The 13,932-nt window shown below is 64.3% G+C and carries 16 protein-coding genes; 11 read left to right on the forward strand and 5 right to left on the reverse strand.

What is annotated here, in order from left to right:
* The first annotated feature begins 3 nt into the window (after positions 1 to 3).
* Positions 4 to 2,460 carry a TonB-dependent receptor gene (locus AC6IY7_RS18005; RefSeq protein WP_497780766.1) on the forward strand — a complete coding sequence of 819 codons (2,457 nt, stop codon included), beginning with the start codon at positions 4 to 6 and terminating at the stop codon, positions 2,458 to 2,460.
* 75 nt (positions 2,461 to 2,535) lie between these two features.
* Here AC6IY7_RS18005 and AC6IY7_RS18010 read toward each other — a convergent pair whose 3' ends face one another.
* On the reverse strand, positions 2,536 to 3,609 hold the full coding sequence (locus AC6IY7_RS18010) for a 5-(carboxyamino)imidazole ribonucleotide synthase (RefSeq protein WP_497782883.1): 1,074 nt from the start codon (positions 3,607 to 3,609) through the stop codon (positions 2,536 to 2,538).
* Positions 3,610 to 3,620: 11 nt separating this feature from the next.
* Positions 3,621 to 4,085 (reverse strand): 5-(carboxyamino)imidazole ribonucleotide mutase, encoded by a 465-nt coding sequence (gene purE / locus AC6IY7_RS18015; RefSeq protein WP_497782884.1) that lies wholly within the window; start codon positions 4,083 to 4,085, stop codon positions 3,621 to 3,623.
* A gap of 266 nt (positions 4,086 to 4,351) precedes the next feature.
* Here purE and AC6IY7_RS18020 point away from each other — a divergent pair, with 266 nt between their 5' ends.
* From AC6IY7_RS18020 to AC6IY7_RS18040, 5 genes are read left to right on the forward strand one after another with little or no spacing between them, the layout of a single operon-like run.
* Positions 4,352 to 4,888, forward strand: a complete 537-nt coding sequence (locus tag AC6IY7_RS18020) for a phage tail protein (RefSeq protein WP_497780767.1) — start codon at positions 4,352 to 4,354, stop codon at positions 4,886 to 4,888.
* A 9-nt stretch (positions 4,889 to 4,897) separates the two neighbouring features.
* Positions 4,898 to 5,452: a GNAT family N-acetyltransferase gene (locus AC6IY7_RS18025; protein ID WP_497780768.1), complete on the forward strand. Its 555-nt coding sequence runs from the start codon at positions 4,898 to 4,900 to the stop codon at positions 5,450 to 5,452.
* An 18-nt stretch (positions 5,453 to 5,470) separates the two neighbouring features.
* A complete protein-coding gene (locus AC6IY7_RS18030) occupies positions 5,471 to 6,061 on the forward strand; it encodes an aspartyl/asparaginyl beta-hydroxylase domain-containing protein (protein WP_497780769.1) in 591 nt (196 codons plus the stop codon).
* A 12-nt stretch (positions 6,062 to 6,073) separates the two neighbouring features.
* On the forward strand, positions 6,074 to 6,292 hold the full coding sequence (locus tag AC6IY7_RS18035) for a hypothetical protein (RefSeq protein ID WP_497780770.1): 219 nt from the start codon (positions 6,074 to 6,076) through the stop codon (positions 6,290 to 6,292).
* Positions 6,289 to 7,272 (forward strand): sulfotransferase family protein, encoded by a 984-nt coding sequence (locus AC6IY7_RS18040; RefSeq protein ID WP_497780771.1) that lies wholly within the window; start codon positions 6,289 to 6,291, stop codon positions 7,270 to 7,272. The genes AC6IY7_RS18035 and AC6IY7_RS18040 overlap by 4 nt, the downstream gene beginning before the upstream one ends.
* On the opposite strand, the gene AC6IY7_RS18045 is transcribed toward AC6IY7_RS18040, so the two are convergent.
* On the reverse strand, positions 7,230 to 8,672 hold the full coding sequence (locus AC6IY7_RS18045; RefSeq protein WP_497780772.1) for a Hint domain-containing protein: 1,443 nt from the start codon (positions 8,670 to 8,672) through the stop codon (positions 7,230 to 7,232). The genes AC6IY7_RS18040 and AC6IY7_RS18045 overlap by 43 nt on opposite strands.
* A gap of 429 nt (positions 8,673 to 9,101) precedes the next feature.
* On the opposite strand from AC6IY7_RS18045, the gene AC6IY7_RS18050 reads away from it, so the two are divergent.
* From AC6IY7_RS18050 to AC6IY7_RS18060, 3 genes are all read left to right on the forward strand, one after another.
* Entirely contained in the window at positions 9,102 to 9,758 is a 657-nt protein-coding gene (locus AC6IY7_RS18050; protein ID WP_497780773.1) for a nucleoside hydrolase, read from the forward strand.
* Positions 9,759 to 9,905: 147 nt separating this feature from the next.
* Positions 9,906 to 10,460, forward strand: coding sequence for a retropepsin-like aspartic protease family protein (locus AC6IY7_RS18055; protein WP_497780774.1), 555 nt, complete (start codon positions 9,906 to 9,908; stop codon positions 10,458 to 10,460).
* 52 nt (positions 10,461 to 10,512) lie between these two features.
* Positions 10,513 to 10,899, forward strand: a complete 387-nt coding sequence (locus AC6IY7_RS18060; RefSeq protein ID WP_497780775.1) for a GtrA family protein — start codon at positions 10,513 to 10,515, stop codon at positions 10,897 to 10,899.
* On the opposite strand, the gene AC6IY7_RS18065 is transcribed toward AC6IY7_RS18060, so the two are convergent.
* Positions 10,900 to 11,721: a phosphosulfolactate synthase gene (locus tag AC6IY7_RS18065; protein WP_497780776.1), complete on the reverse strand. Its 822-nt coding sequence runs from the start codon at positions 11,719 to 11,721 to the stop codon at positions 10,900 to 10,902. It lies immediately after the preceding gene.
* Positions 11,722 to 11,793: 72 nt separating this feature from the next.
* On the reverse strand, positions 11,794 to 13,188 hold the full coding sequence (locus tag AC6IY7_RS18070) for an MmgE/PrpD family protein (RefSeq protein ID WP_497780777.1): 1,395 nt from the start codon (positions 13,186 to 13,188) through the stop codon (positions 11,794 to 11,796).
* 156 nt (positions 13,189 to 13,344) lie between these two features.
* Between AC6IY7_RS18070 and AC6IY7_RS18075 the strand changes: the two genes are divergently transcribed.
* Together AC6IY7_RS18075 and AC6IY7_RS18080 are read left to right on the forward strand one after the other, a co-directional pair.
* Positions 13,345 to 13,599 carry a type II toxin-antitoxin system HicA family toxin gene (locus AC6IY7_RS18075; RefSeq protein WP_497780778.1) on the forward strand — a complete coding sequence of 85 codons (255 nt, stop codon included), beginning with the start codon at positions 13,345 to 13,347 and terminating at the stop codon, positions 13,597 to 13,599.
* On the forward strand, positions 13,596 to 13,919 hold the full coding sequence (locus tag AC6IY7_RS18080; RefSeq protein ID WP_497780779.1) for a type II toxin-antitoxin system HicB family antitoxin: 324 nt from the start codon (positions 13,596 to 13,598) through the stop codon (positions 13,917 to 13,919). Before AC6IY7_RS18075 ends, AC6IY7_RS18080 begins: the two co-directional genes overlap by 4 nt.
* The last annotated feature ends 13 nt before the right edge of the window (positions 13,920 to 13,932 follow it).

Consider the following 13,932-nt stretch of genomic DNA (forward strand, 5'->3'; position numbering starts at 1 on the left):
AGAATGAAACATATTGGCGTCGAGACTCTGCGTGGAACAGCATTGAGAACATCCTTCGCCATCTATGCGGCGGCGGGGCTGACATCGACGGCGATGGCCCAGGATGCGGCCCAAATCCAAGACGTTCAGGTCACAGTCGGAGACCCCGGCGAGCGGCGCAAGGAGGAGGTGCTGAAGACGCCACGCGCGATCGTCGTCATCGATCCCGTCCAAGCCGAGCGCGAGCATCTCTTCTGTCTGGACGATTTCGCGCAGAAGCTTCCGAGCTACCGGCCGAATACTGTGACACCCCACGGCTCGCGCGCCTCGATCCGCGGAGTCGGCATAGCGAGCGGCGGCACCGGCGTCGGCTCCCAATCGGCGACGGGCTTCATGATCGACAATGTCTTCTGGATCTACCCCGCCTTCCAATGGGGTGACTTCGTCGATCTCGAATCGGTCGAGGTCGCGCTCGGTCCGCAAGGCGTCGCCTTTGGCAAGAACACCACGGTCGGCAACATCATCCTACGTACGCAACTGCCGTCCTTCACGCGCAAGGCGACGATCGAGACCTCCTATGGGAATTACGGCCGCATCACCGAAAAAGTGAATGTCACGGGACCGATCGTCGACGACAAGCTCGCCTATCGCCTGAGTGGCTATTTCGACAAGAGCGACGGCTATTTCCACGACATCGTCAGCGGCGCCGGCTATCTGAATTTCAATCGCTGGGGCGTGCGCGGGCAGTTGCTCTTCACCGGCGACGACGTCACCGATCGCTTCATCGCGAGCTATGGCTCGTCGAATGAATATAACGACTATGTCACGGGCCCGACGGGCGACTCCTATCTGATGTATGCGAATGGCCGGGTTCCTGCCGCCACATTCGCGCAGAATTTTCTGAAACGGCTCGGCAGGCCGGCCTTTCTCTGGAGGCCCTATGACGCGGCGTTGACGCGGCAGGGCACGGATCCCGCCTATGTCTACACTTTCTCCAACGAGCTGAACTGGCAGCTCGGCGACAACACTTTCACCGCGATCACGGCTTACGGCTTCGCAGGCAACAAGCAGCACGGCTTCAGTGACGGCAATAATCTGGTCGAGCTCAAGAGCACCGGCATGGACACCAAGGTCGGCCAGCTGTCGCAAGAATTCCGGCTCGCGTCTCCCAAGGATCAGGAACTCGAATGGCGGGTCGGCTTCTATTCGGTCTATGAGGACGCCGGCAATGAGATGCACCATACGGATTTCGGCTCCGACATGGCCGCATGGTACGGAAGCTCGACCTATGCAAAGGGCATCAGAAACTGGTCCTTTACAAAATCGCGCGACCTTCAATTCGCCGCCTATGGCAATGCGACTTATCACATCGATGAGCAATGGGCGCTCACCTTCGGATTGCGCGACAGCTATGAGATGCGCCAGGGCTCGGTCATCAACTGGCTCGATCTCGTTCCGGGAATCGACATAGGCGCGCAGCAGCTGGCGATCCTCGGGGCCGGTTCCAGAGGCTTCGGCGACACTGGCGGTCAGAGGCTGCCTTTTCGCAATTCGGTGACCGGCATCTTCAACCCGCAATATAAATACGACGACAACCTACTGTTCTACGGCCTCGTCGGCCGCGGCGAGAAGGTCGCGGCGGTGAACACCAGCGCCAACCCCGTGTGGTCCGGCCTCAAATTCGTCGCCTTCCCACCGGTCTTCAACAAGCCGGACGTATCCTGGGATTATGAGATCGGCGTGAAGACGAAATGGCTCGACGAGACGCTCATCGCCAATTTCAATTTCTACTGGAACGACCTCTTCAATTATCAGGCCAGCCAGAACGAGATTCTCCACGATCAAGACGGCAACCCGGTATCGGTCTCCTATCTTTCCAATGTGCCGCTGCTACGCTTGCGCGGCTTCGAGTTCGACGGACGATGGAAAAGCCCCATCGAAGGCCTGCGGTTCAGCTATACTGGCGCTTTCACCGACGCCCGATATGTCTCCTACGACAAGGCTTCCGCCCCCGCGGACTGGTCCTGGCCGGCGAGCTTGAATGTCGGCGGCGTCTCCGCCCCCTCGACATTGTCGCGCTCCAACACGCGTGTCGAGGGCATTCCGATGTGGACCATCAATGCCGGCTTCAACTATGACCGCCCGCTCGGCGTGCTGTTCACCAGCGTCTCGGAACTGGCGAACCGGTCGATCACCGGCTCGGTCTATGCGAATGTGACATGGTCCGACAAGGCGCGGCTGACCGACCCACATTCTGTCGTCCAGTATTGGCAGCCGGACTTTGCGATCGTGAACGCCGGCGTCGGCCTCCGCACAGACGATGAAAAATATAGTCTCGGCTTCTGGGTCAAGAATGCGTTCGACGCGCGCCCAGCGAGCTCCTTCAGCGTCGGCAGTGGCACGGCCGCGGCGTCGATCGGCTTGCCGTCCCCCTCCGAAGTGCGCGCTTTCGGCGGCACATTCCGTGTGAAATTCGACTAAGCTTCTTCTCGGCGCGCAACGGCGGCGCGCCGAGAAGGCGATCGATCATTCGCGGCCGACTCCCGATCGCCGCGCCTATGAAAACACCCGCGTCACATGCCCCATCTTGCGGCCGGGGCGCGTCTCCTTCTTGCCGTAGAGGTGGAGACAAGCGCCTTCCTCCGCGAGGAGCTCGGGCCATTTATCGGCCTCTTCGCCGATCAGATTGCGCATCTCGACGCGAGCGCCATGGCGGCGCGTCGAGCCCAGCGGCCAGCCGGCGACGGCGCGCATATGCTGCTCGAATTGCGAGGTCACGGCGCCGTCCAGCGTCCAATGACCGGAATTATGCACGCGCGGCGCGATCTCATTGACGACGATCCGCTCGCCGCCCGCCGCCTCGACGACGAACATCTCCACCGCGATCACGCCGACATAATCGGCCGCCTCGGCGATTTTGCGTGCCATTTCGACGGCCGCCGCCGCCGTCTGCGGCGAAATCCGCGCCGGCGCGACGGTCAGCGCGAGAATATGATGCTCATGGACATTCTCGCAGACGTCATAGGCGCGAAAGGCGCCGTCCGCCCCGCGCGCCGCCACCACCGAGACCTCGCGCGCGAAGGGCACGAAGCCCTCGAGAACGCAAGGCGCGCCGCCGAGCGACTGGAAGGCGGCGGAAAGATCGGCGCCCTCGCGCAGCAGGATCTGACCCTTGCCGTCATAGCCGAAACGCCGCGTCTTCAGAATGGAGGGCAGTCCGAGACGCGCCACAGCGGCCGCCAGCATGTCGACGCTCTCGACATTCTCGAAAGGAGCCGTCTCTATGCCGAGGCCGCGAACGAAATTCTTCTCGGTGAGCCGATCCTGCGTCAACGCCAGCACGCGCGGATTTGGCCGCACGAGCGAATGCGCCTCGAGGAACGCCGCCGTCTCGGCCGGCACATTCTCGAACTCGTAAGTGACGACGTCGACCGCAACCGCGAAGGCGGCGAGCGCCGCCTGGTCCTCGAAGGCGGCGACGCTGCGCGCGGCGCAGACCTCGAAGGCCGGATCATCGGCCGCGGGCGAAAACACATGGGCGCGCAGGCCGAGCCGCGCGCCGGCGCTCGCCAACATGCGGGCGAGCTGGCCGCCGCCCAAAATTCCGATGGTGGAGCCGGGACGCAGCATCGTCGTTTTCGTCATGCGTCGTCGCGGGGCGTTGTCGCGACCTGCTCGGTCTGACGCCGCCGCCAATCCTTCAGCCGCGCGTCGAGCTCGGCGTCGCCGCGGGCGAGAATGGCGGCGGCCAAGAGAGCCGCGTTGATCGCCCCGGCTTTGCCTATCGCCAGAGTGCCCACCGGCACGCCGCCCGGCATTTGCACGATGGAGAGCAGCGAATCCATCCCCGAGAGCGCCGCGGTCTCGATCGGCACGCCGAGCACGGGAAGCGTCGTATGCGCCGCCGTCATGCCGGGCAGATGGGCCGCGCCGCCAGCGCCGGCGACGATGACCTCGAAGCCCTCCTCCTCGGCGCCCTTGGCGAAGGCGCTGAGCCGGTCCGGCGTGCGATGGGCGGAAATTATGCGCGTCTCATAGCCGACGCCGAGCGCCTCGAGCGTCTCGGCCCCATGCCGCATCGTGGCCCAATCGGATTGGGACCCCATGATGATCGCGACTGGCTTCTTCGACTTCGCCACGGCTCTTCCGGCGGGCTGGAGTGCATGAAGCACAGCCCCTTAGCCGAACCGGCGGCGGGGCGCAAGCGCGCGCCCCAGATTATCGAGAGGACGAGCCCTCCTCGCGGCGCGGCGCGCCGGCGCTGCTGCGATCGCCGCGCGCTCGACGCCTCGACCGGCGCCGTGGACTTATTCTTCGCGATAGGATAAGCAAGGAGCGCTATTGGTCTTTTTTTCACTCGTGGAGAAAATATATGTCCGAGCCGTTTATCGGAATGATCGTCGCGTTCGGTGGAAATTTCGCGCCGAGAGGATGGGCGCTCTGCCAGGGACAGCTCCTCAGCATAGCGTCGAACACCGCGCTCTTCTCCATCCTCGGCACGACCTATGGCGGCAATGGACAGACGACTTTCGCTTTGCCCGACCTGCGCGGCCGCGCCATCGTCGGCCAGGGCCAGGGACCCGGATTGGCCCCCTATACGCTGGGCGAAATGGCCGGCGTCGAAAGCACGACGTTGACGACCACGCAAATGCCCACGCATTCGCATCTGGTCAGCGCGCAGGCGACCGCCGCGAGCGTGCCCAGCCCCGCCGGCTCTTTTCTCGCCGAGATCGGCGCGGGCAAAGCCGCGACCAACCTCTATGGACCCGCCAATGCCGGCACGGCCGTCACCATGGCGACGTCGATGATCTCGCAAGTGGGCGGCAGCCAGCCGTTTTCGGTGCTGAACCCCTTCACCGTCATCAATTACATCATCGCTCTGCAAGGCGTTTTCCCGTCCCGCAACTGAGGGCCGGCCTTGACCGCGCGAGCAGACGAAACCCACGGCGCAGGCGAAATACTCCTGCGCCGCCGGAACGAGACGCCTGCCGACGCAGCGTTTCGTTTCGACCTCTTCTGTCGATCGCGTCCGCCCGGCGAGGATTTCGCGTTTCTCGACCCGTCCGTCCGCGATATTCTGCTACGGCAGCAATTCCAGGGTCAGACCGCAGGTTATCGCGCGCAATTTCCGCAGGCGCGTCACGAGATATTGGAGATCGAGGAACAGCCCATCGGCCGCCTCGTCGTCGAGCGCAGCGCAGAGGCGCTGCATATCGTCGATCTGGCGATCATGCCGGAATGGCGAAACCGCGGCATTGGCGCGCGTCTTCTTCGGGAGCTCGTCTGCAAGGCGCGCGCGGCGGGCGTTCTGGCTCGTTTCCATTCCTTCCTGCAAAACGTGGACGCAAACAGGCTCTTTCACCGCCTCGGCTTCACGCCCGTCGCCCGAACCGAGCTACAGATCGTCTGGGAATTGCGCGGGGACGCCGAGTTCGCCGCTCCTCCCCTCGGCGGCGCGCCAGCGCGGCCGTGAAATATTCGCGCGCTTCGAATGACGGGACCGCACCAAGCAATGCTCGACCTGCCGGACCGCCTGCGGCTGCCGCTTCGCTTCGACGCCGAATCGCTCGCGCGGGAGATCGCGACGCGAGCGGAGGAGTGGATCGCCCATTTCGTGCCGGAGCATTACGACGGCGATTGGAGCGTCATCCCGCTGCGCGCCAAGGCGGGCGCGACGCATCCGATCACGATGATCTATTCCGATCCGCTGTGCCGCGAGTTCGCGGACACGTCGTTTCTGCGACTGTTTCCAGCCTGCGAAAGGGTCTTGAAGCATTTCGCCTGCCCTTTGCTCTCGGTTCGCCTGATGCGTCTCGGCCCGGGCTCGACCATCAAGGAACATCGCGACTTCGATCTCGACTTCGCGCAGGGCGTCGCGCGGCTCCATATTCCGATCATCACCAGTGACGAGGTGATTTTCACGCTCAACGGCCTCCCCGTGGCGATGGAGGCGGGAAGCTGCTGGTATCTGCGGCTCTCCGATCCGCACAACGTCGTCAATCGCGGACTACGCGCGCGCGTCCATCTCGTTCTCGACGTCGGCGTCAACGACTGGCTCGAGGCGCTTTTCATCGCCGCTTAGAAAGACGCCCGAATGCAGAACCCGCAAGCCTTGCAAGAGTTTCGTCTCTTTGTCGCCGGACGCGCCGATCTCGTGGCGCGTCTGCGGCCGCTCGAGGACATGGATGCTTTCGTCCACAATGTCGTCGCAGCGGGCGCGGAAGAGGGGTTCGTCTTCGACGCGGAGGATGTCGTCGCGGCGCTCCGCGTCGGCCAGCGCCTCTGGCTGTCGCCCTGGGCGGCGGTGCTATGACCGCGCGCGATTTCATCGGCTGGACGCCCTATCGCGCCGCATGGCTCGGCGATCAGATGATCGTCGATTGGTGCCATCACGGATCGCGGCGCTTCACCGAGCCCTTCTACTACGAAACGATCGCGCGGGCCTTCACCCAGCCGTTCAATCAATTGTTCCAGAGACGCACTCTGGCGGCGGATCTCGATCTCGTTCCGCCGGGTCTCGCGCCCACGGGCTTCGTCTTTCATATGTCGCGCTGCGGCTCGACGCTGCTCGGCCGAGCGCTCGCAGCGGATCCCGCCAATATCGTCGTCTCGGAAGCATCGCCCATCCGCAACATTCTGCAGGCGGATCGCTTCGGCCCCGCGACGCGTCAGCAGCAGGCCACTTGGCTCGCGGGGATCGTCAACGCCTTCGCACAAAGGCGCTTTTCCGAAGAGAAGCATGTCTTCGTGAAATTCTTCGCGGCGGACGTGCTCGATCTTCCGCTGATTCTGGAGGTCTTCCCGAAAACGCCGTGGGTCTTCCTGTTTCGTCATCCGCTGGAGATTCTCGCCTCCCAGCGCACATCCGGCGGCGTCGACACGACGAAGGGAAACATCCCGCCGCGGCTCCTCGGGCTAGCGCCCGAAGACATCGACGACATGACCAATGAAGTCTATCTCTGCCGCGTGATGGCGGCCTTCGGGCGAGCGGCGTTGGCCGCCCATCGCCCGGGCCAGAGCCTCATCCTCGACTATCACGACCTGCCCTCGGCGCTATTCGATCGCCTGCCGGCGCATTTCGGCCTCGCGCTCGACGATACGTCGAGAGCGGCGATGGCGGCGATCCTCGGAAGCAACTCCAAAAATCCTTCGGTTGCTTTCCAAGAAGACTCGGCGATCAAGCGCGCCGCGGCGGCCCCTTTCGCCGAGCTCGCCGAGCTCCTCGTCGGCCCGACCTATGCGGCGCTGACTCAGGCCGCGCGCGCGGCCGACGCCTCGCTCGGGACCGCATAGAGCCTGCGTTGCATCGCCGGCTCACTCTTTTCCTCATGCGGCGCAGGCGTCGCCCATCCGCGCCGAACAGTCGACTCGTAAGCGAGGGTGAGCGCGACATGGGAGCCCGAGAACTGCTCGAAGAGCGATGACGGCAGCATCATCGCTTCCTCGCCTATGGTCCAGCGCCAGGCGGCCCCTTCCAACTCCTCCTCGGCGTGAAAGCAGGAGGCGAGTTGAGGATGATCGAGCGGAATCTGCGTCGCGGTTCGCCCGTCCGAGGCCGAGAGGCCGTAGATCGAAATCCCGAGCCGCCGGCTGTCCCGATGAGAGCCGACATCGGCGGGCACGAAGCTCGAGGACAGCAGGCGAATGTCCCGCGCCGTCCTCGGGAACAGAAACACCGCCGAACCATCGGCCAGCAGCGGCCGATATTCGACTCCATCCGCCACGAGCCGCAAATCGGCGTCGAAGTCGCGTGTATAGCCGAGACGCTCGGCCCGCGCCTCGAGCCGCATGCGCACCGCCGCGACGACGAGCTTCGAAGCGAAAGGCCGGCAGAAATCCGGTTCGGACAGATGCTCGACGCGCGCCTCGCCGTAGCTTTCAGAGAAAGCGCTGCGCTCGCCCGTCGCGCTGTAGCTTTCCGCCGGCAGGCCGTTCGCGATCAGAATGTCATGGCTCTCGAGCTCGATGTGCCAATAATCGGCGACCTCGGTCGGAACGCGCGTGATCGTCGCGCCATTGACCAGATCGGTCGCGCAAACCAGCACCTCGCCGAGGAAATCGACGCATATCGCGTGAGCCGGCGAGACATACAGATCGCGTTCCGGACGATTTTCCGCGAAGGCGCCCGCCGCGATGCGCACCGGCCAAGCGTCGCGCGGCGTCGCGCGCGGCGCGCAGTCGATCATCCGATGACCCATCCACACGATCGGACGTTCCCTGCCCTGCGCCGTCAGGACGAGATCGCCGACGCGCAATTCCTCGATGGCGACGTCGCCGCGCGGCGTACGGATCAGCGTTCCCGCCGCAAAACAGGTGATGGTCACAGAAACACTGTTCGCATTCACGAAGCCGGCGCCGGCGTTCGTGTCCTGGAGATAGGCGCCCCTGGCGCTATCGTAATAGAAATCGACGTTCGGACCCGTGTAGCCGTTGACGAACCTATTGCCGTTCGCGGTCGGATCATTGGTGATGAAATTGATCCCGTTGAAATTGACATAGGCGCCGTTCGGCCCATTTTGCGCCGGCCAGAAATGATTGTCCGACCCTTCCGCCAAGCCGGCGGGGCTGGCCGGGTCGACAACGCCATTGATCTGGTAGGTCGTGCCGCCGACCTTATATGTCCCGGTGGCGTTGGTGACGGTGTATGATCCGTCCCCGTTGAGCGTGTCGCTATAAGTCAAATTGAGCGTCACGTCGATTTGGGTATTCGCAGGGACGCCGATCGCGCTCGCCGGAATAGTGTACGAAATCGTCGCCGTTCCCATGAATAGCCCCCGAATTCATCAATCTATGAGGCGACGCCTCATCGCGTGAAACAATTCGTTGATAGTTTAGCAATGAGATCGAGTCAAGATTTCTCGTCCAAACCGTCTGTGGGAGCGCGACGCCTCCTGTGGCGATCGCTTCGGAACGAAGGCCGTCATTTTTCCGGCCCGCCGCAGAAACATCAAATCAGACAAATTACTTAAGCGAATGCCGACGCGGTTCGCAAACGGCGCGCGAAGCCGCGTCGGCCCCGCCCACGGCGAATGGCGCATTCGCATCCGCAGGGCCCGAATGGCGAAGCCGGTCGACGTCCGCTATCATCGAGACAGATTACTATTTGCATTTTCGGAGGCGAAATGGACATCAAAGGATTGCAGGACGCGCTCGCCGCGCTGAAAAGCCTGATCGCGACGCTCGGCCTCGTCCTGGCGATCGGCTTCGCCATCGTCAACGCCGACGCCATCGGCAACGGCCTCTCCACCCTCGCCGACCGCTTCGGCGGACTGCGCGGGGCCGAGATCGCCGGCGTCAAGCTCGATTTCGGCGAAGCGACGATCGAAAAGCGCGTGCCGCCCGATCTGTTCGAGCGGCTCGACACGAAGGACAAGCGGCGCGTCTCCCGCGATTTGAACGCGCTCGAGCCGCGCATGGCGCTGCGGCTGCTGCAGGTCGGCCTGCTCACCAATCTCTGCGAATTCGACAAGGCGACCACATCGATGATCGACGATTTCAGCACCGATCGCCACCTGCAGGACCGGGGCCTCGCCACGCTCGTCGACAATCCGCAGACAAAAGCCAAGGTGCTGTCCGTTCTGGCGAAGGCCGGCAAGGCGTCCGACATAGGCGAGCCGCGGGCCTGCTACGACATCGCGCTGACGGATCACGGCTGGGATGTGCGGACCGCCCTCGTGCATGTGGTGAGCGCGGGCTTCGGCTCGGCGCCCTCGATCCGCGATCCGACGCCCGAGCCGGAGGCCGCCCTGGAGCAGCACAGCCTTTCCAAGAAACGCTGAACCGAGAAACGCTGATCCGAGAAGCGCCGACAGCTTTATCGTGACAGGCGAGAGTTTCGGAAATCGCCTTAAGTATTAATCAGGGTCCCCCCGCTACTCTGCCTTCCGTAGCCGGCGGTGTGTCGCCGGCATCAAGGGACCATGTCGATGTCCGGCTCTATCCTCCGAACCGCCATTGGCGGCGCGTTTTTCACGCTTGTTGCGTCTCAATCGCTCGTCCACGTTCTCTCCCAGGTCCAGGCCAAGACCTCGCCCTACCGCCATCAGGCGGAATATGCGGCTCCGATGCGCGGCTATGCGCTCGTCGCCCCCACGGCGCCGAGCGCCACGCTCGGCGAGGCGACCGTCGTCGCCGATCGTCTCGGCCAATATTCCGCCAATGTCGAAATCGAAGGCCAGCGCGTGCGCATGCTGGTGGACACGGGCGCGAGCACTGTGGTCCTCTCCTATGAGGACGCCGCCGCGATCGGCTATCTGCCGGCGCCCGCCGATTTCAAATATCCTGCCCAGACCGCCAATGGCGTCGCCCATATGGCGCGCGTGAAGCTGCGCGAGGCGCGTCTCGGCCAGGTCGCGCTGCGCGACGTCGACGCCTATGTCGCCGAGCGCGGCGCGCTCGGGGCGAGCCTGCTCGGCATGACCTTCCTGTCGCGGCTGTCCCATATCGAAGCGGGAGCCGGAAGGTTGGTTCTGCGTCAGTAGGCGCGGGCGCAGCCCTCTCGCGCGGGAGCGTGAAACATGCGATTGTCTCGGCATGCCGCTCCCCCGCCAGCTCTCCGTCTTCGCACTGGTGGGCGTCGTCGCGACGACCCTTCATTACGCCGTGCTCGTCGGCCTGGTGGAGCTCGCCGCCTGGGCGCCCGTGCCGGGCGCGCTCGCCGGCTATCTCTCCGGCGGGGTGGTCTCCTATTACCTCAATCGCCGACACACATTCGCGAGCGACCGGCCGCATGAGGAGACGACATGGCGCTTCGCCCTCGTCGCCTTGGTCGGCTTCTGCCTCACCTATGGCTTCATGGGCCTTTTCGTCGACAGGATGGGCGCGCCCTATCTGCCGGCGCAGATCGTCACCACGGGCGTCGTCTTCTTCTGGTCCTATCTCGGCAATCGCCTGTGGACCTTCCGCGCCGGGCCGGCCTGATCACGCGCCGATATTCTGAATGCGCCCCCAAGTGCTCTTCGTGCCCCATATGCCCTGGCGCAGCGCCTCCAATTGCACGATCTGGCTGTGGTCGACGAATAGATTGACCTCATTGCCGTAATTCTTCACGTACCATTCGAACACCGGCGGATCGGCGGCCTCGAACATCACTTTCTCGAGGCCGAGCTTGTCGATGACGCGCGCCGCGACATCGGTGCGCCAGCGCGTCACATTCTCGGTGATCCCTTCGCTCTCGATCATGATGATGTCGGCGCCGGCGTCGAGCGCGCGCTCGGCCTGCGCGATGAGCCAGGAGACGTCGCGCGTCCCCTCCGCCTCCAACTCCGCCGCGGAAGTGTCGCCGCCCGCGCCGAATTGAATACCGACCTCTGGCTTGGCCTTCAGCCCCGCCTTCTTCACCATGCGCACCAGCCGCAACATGCTCTCGATCGGCAGGCTGACGAAGCCCGCCGAAATCTCGACCACGTCGAAGCCGAGCGATTTCGCCTCCTCGATATAGCGGGCGGCGGCGTCGGGGCCGAAGCGCAGCACATTCTCGATCCAGCCGCCGGTCGAGACATAGGCGCCATGGTCGTGGACAGTCTTGTTGAATGTCTTCACCGCCTCGGGCGGCATCAGCGCGAAGGAGCCGCCGGCATATTTCACGCCGTCGATCCAGGCGCCCATCGTCTCGAAGAGGTCTGAAAGATGACGCCGCCCATAGGCGCTGTAATAGGGCCCGCGGATTTCCGTGAGCCCGCGCTGGCGCGGCTTCGCCGTGCGAGTGGCGCGCGGAATGAAGGAGAATGTGGTCTCGGCCATGGCGTTCACCTAGCGTGCTCGAGTGTGAGCCTGAAGGCTCGCGGTCCAATGAGGTCTCTGGACCGCGAGCCTTCAGGCTCGCATTCGTCGTTCCCCCTGCGCCGATCCGCCGATCCGCCCGAGCAGCGTGGTCAGCTCCGCGACCTGCCGACGCTCCAGCGTCTCGACCACATCGGCGATGGCGTCACGCTCGGCCGCGCTCGTCTTCGCGCGCGACACGCGGTCGAATTTGCGCCGCGCCGCCTCCCAATCGAAAGGATCGGTGTAGAAGCCGTGATAATCGTCGCGCGAGCAGGCGAGCAGACGCCCATCCTCGAGCTCGATCGCGAGCCGCGCCGGCAGCCATTTCGGAAACAGCGCCGACAACTCGGCCGAAGGCGCGACGCTCACCTTGCGCAGCAGCGTCTGCGCATCCTCGGCCAATATGCGCCGCGGCGCATATTGCTCCGGCTGCACCTCGCCGTCGATCAGCGCGACGGCGAGCATATAGGGAAGGCTGTGGTCGGCCTCCTCCTTATTGCGCACGAGGCGCTTGTCGCCCTCCTCGCCGCCGCCGATGATCTGAAAGGCGACCGCGAAAGTCTCGAGCCGCGCCTCCCGCACCGCCGCCGCGGAAAAGCCCGGCCGCGCGCGAATGTAGATCGCCGCGTCGAGCGCCGATTGCGAATGGATCTCGGCATTGTGCTTCTTCACGATGGTGCGCGTGACGCTCTCGAGATCCTCGCGCAGCCAGTCGATCTCGAAAGCGCCGGCGATCGCTTCCTTGAAGCCCTTATTGCCTTCGAAGACTTCCGCCGGCCCGGTGATCCCATGCGCCGCGAGCAGCGCCGCATGGGTCGCCGCCATTGCGGTATTGGGATAGGCGAGGCCCTTCCAATGCGAGAGCGCGCCGGTGCGCGTCACGCGCAGCGCATTATTGGCGGTTCCGCTGATGGCGATGGCGTTCGCGATCTTCTCGCGCGAGAGCCGAAGCGCCTTGGCGACGCCGGCGGCGGCGGCATAGGCGCCCTGCACCGTATGATCGAACCCCTTCGCCCGGACCGGCGCGACATCGCTGAGCCGCGTATGAATTTGATAGGCGACCGCGAGCGCCGTCAAAAATTCCGCGCCGCTGGCGTTGCGGGATTCTGCAGCGGCGAGAACAGCGCCGAGATTGTCGGAAGGGTGGCAGGTCTCGCCCGGGGCGAGATAGCTGTCCATGAAATCGAGATATCGGGACAGCGCGCCATTATAGAAGGCGGCGCGATCCGGCGCCGTCTGGCCGCCGCCGATGAGCGTCGAGAGCGGCGCGCCGCCGAGCTCGCGCGTCAGCTCACGGATCGCCGCGATAGGCGGCGCGTCGAGCGCCCCTATGGCGACGCCGATCGTGTCGAGAACGCGGATTTTCAGCTGCCGCAGCGCGGCCTCGCTCATCTCCTCGAGCCGCGCTCGTTCGACGAATTCCGCGAGCGTCTGAACCTCGGTCATTGGCGAGATTCCTTGCTGGAGGCGAGTACCTGTCGCGGCGGCGCGCAGGATCAAGCCTCTGAGCGAGGCCACATTTCTAATGCGTGGTCGGCGCGGCGCGCGATCGTCTTCGATTGACGTCTGGCGAATGCTACCATATGATGGTATCAAATTAGCATGAACGCGAAGCATCGACGCACATTTGAGGCGATTTTCGCCCGTCCCGTCCCTTCGGGCCTGCGATGGGCGGAGATCGAGAGCCTTCTGGTCGCGCTCGGGGCCGAGCGTTCCGAGGGGCGCGGCTCCCGCGTCCGCTTCTCGTTCGGCGGCGCCGAGGCGGTTTTCCATCGCCCGCATCCGCAGCCGGAAACCGACAAGGGAGCAATCGTCGCCGTTCGCCGCTTCCTCGAGAGCGCGGGAGTAAAGCCATGATCCTGAAACATGACGGCTATATCGCCGAGGTCTCCTATGAAGAAGGCGACGCTCTCATGAACGGCGTCGTCGTCAATGCGCGCGCGACGCTCCACTTCGCCGGCCGGGACATAGAGGAACTGCGCCGGGCCTTCGCCGAGACGATCGACGATTATCGAGACTGGTGCGCGGAGCGCGGCGTCGAGCCGGAGAAGCCCTATTCCGGCACGCTGTCGCTGAGAATTTCGCCGGAGCTTCACAGGCGCATAGCGGAACAGGCCGCCAAGGCCGGCGAAAGCATCAATCAGTTCATCGCCGACCGACTCGAAGACGTCGCGTGACGCGGTTGGCGAT

The organism is Methylosinus sp. is20ea (genome assembly GCF_059718135.1).

What these genes read in the sequence shown, in the direction of transcription:
- AC6IY7_RS18005 (WP_497780766.1), top strand. Translation starts at nt 4, where the DNA reads ATGAAACATATTGGCGTCGAGACTCTGCGTGGAACAGCATTGAGAACA.
- AC6IY7_RS18010 (WP_497782883.1), bottom strand. Translation starts at nt 3,609, where the DNA reads ATGCTGCGTCCCGGCTCCACCATCGGAATTTTGGGCGGCGGCCAGCTC.
- purE (WP_497782884.1), bottom strand. Translation starts at nt 4,085, where the DNA reads ATGGGGTCCCAATCCGATTGGGCCACGATGCGGCATGGGGCCGAGACG.
- AC6IY7_RS18020 (WP_497780767.1), top strand. Translation starts at nt 4,352, where the DNA reads ATGTCCGAGCCGTTTATCGGAATGATCGTCGCGTTCGGTGGAAATTTC.
- AC6IY7_RS18030 (WP_497780769.1), top strand. Translation starts at nt 5,471, where the DNA reads ATGACGGGACCGCACCAAGCAATGCTCGACCTGCCGGACCGCCTGCGG.
- AC6IY7_RS18035 (WP_497780770.1), top strand. Translation starts at nt 6,074, where the DNA reads ATGCAGAACCCGCAAGCCTTGCAAGAGTTTCGTCTCTTTGTCGCCGGA.
- AC6IY7_RS18040 (WP_497780771.1), top strand. Translation starts at nt 6,289, where the DNA reads ATGACCGCGCGCGATTTCATCGGCTGGACGCCCTATCGCGCCGCATGG.
- AC6IY7_RS18050 (WP_497780773.1), top strand. Translation starts at nt 9,102, where the DNA reads ATGGACATCAAAGGATTGCAGGACGCGCTCGCCGCGCTGAAAAGCCTG.
- AC6IY7_RS18055 (WP_497780774.1), top strand. Translation starts at nt 9,906, where the DNA reads ATGTCCGGCTCTATCCTCCGAACCGCCATTGGCGGCGCGTTTTTCACG.
- AC6IY7_RS18060 (WP_497780775.1), top strand. Translation starts at nt 10,513, where the DNA reads ATGCCGCTCCCCCGCCAGCTCTCCGTCTTCGCACTGGTGGGCGTCGTC.
- AC6IY7_RS18065 (WP_497780776.1), bottom strand. Translation starts at nt 11,721, where the DNA reads ATGGCCGAGACCACATTCTCCTTCATTCCGCGCGCCACTCGCACGGCG.
- AC6IY7_RS18070 (WP_497780777.1), bottom strand. Translation starts at nt 13,188, where the DNA reads ATGACCGAGGTTCAGACGCTCGCGGAATTCGTCGAACGAGCGCGGCTC.
- AC6IY7_RS18075 (WP_497780778.1), top strand. Translation starts at nt 13,345, where the DNA reads ATGAACGCGAAGCATCGACGCACATTTGAGGCGATTTTCGCCCGTCCC.
- AC6IY7_RS18080 (WP_497780779.1), top strand. Translation starts at nt 13,596, where the DNA reads ATGATCCTGAAACATGACGGCTATATCGCCGAGGTCTCCTATGAAGAA.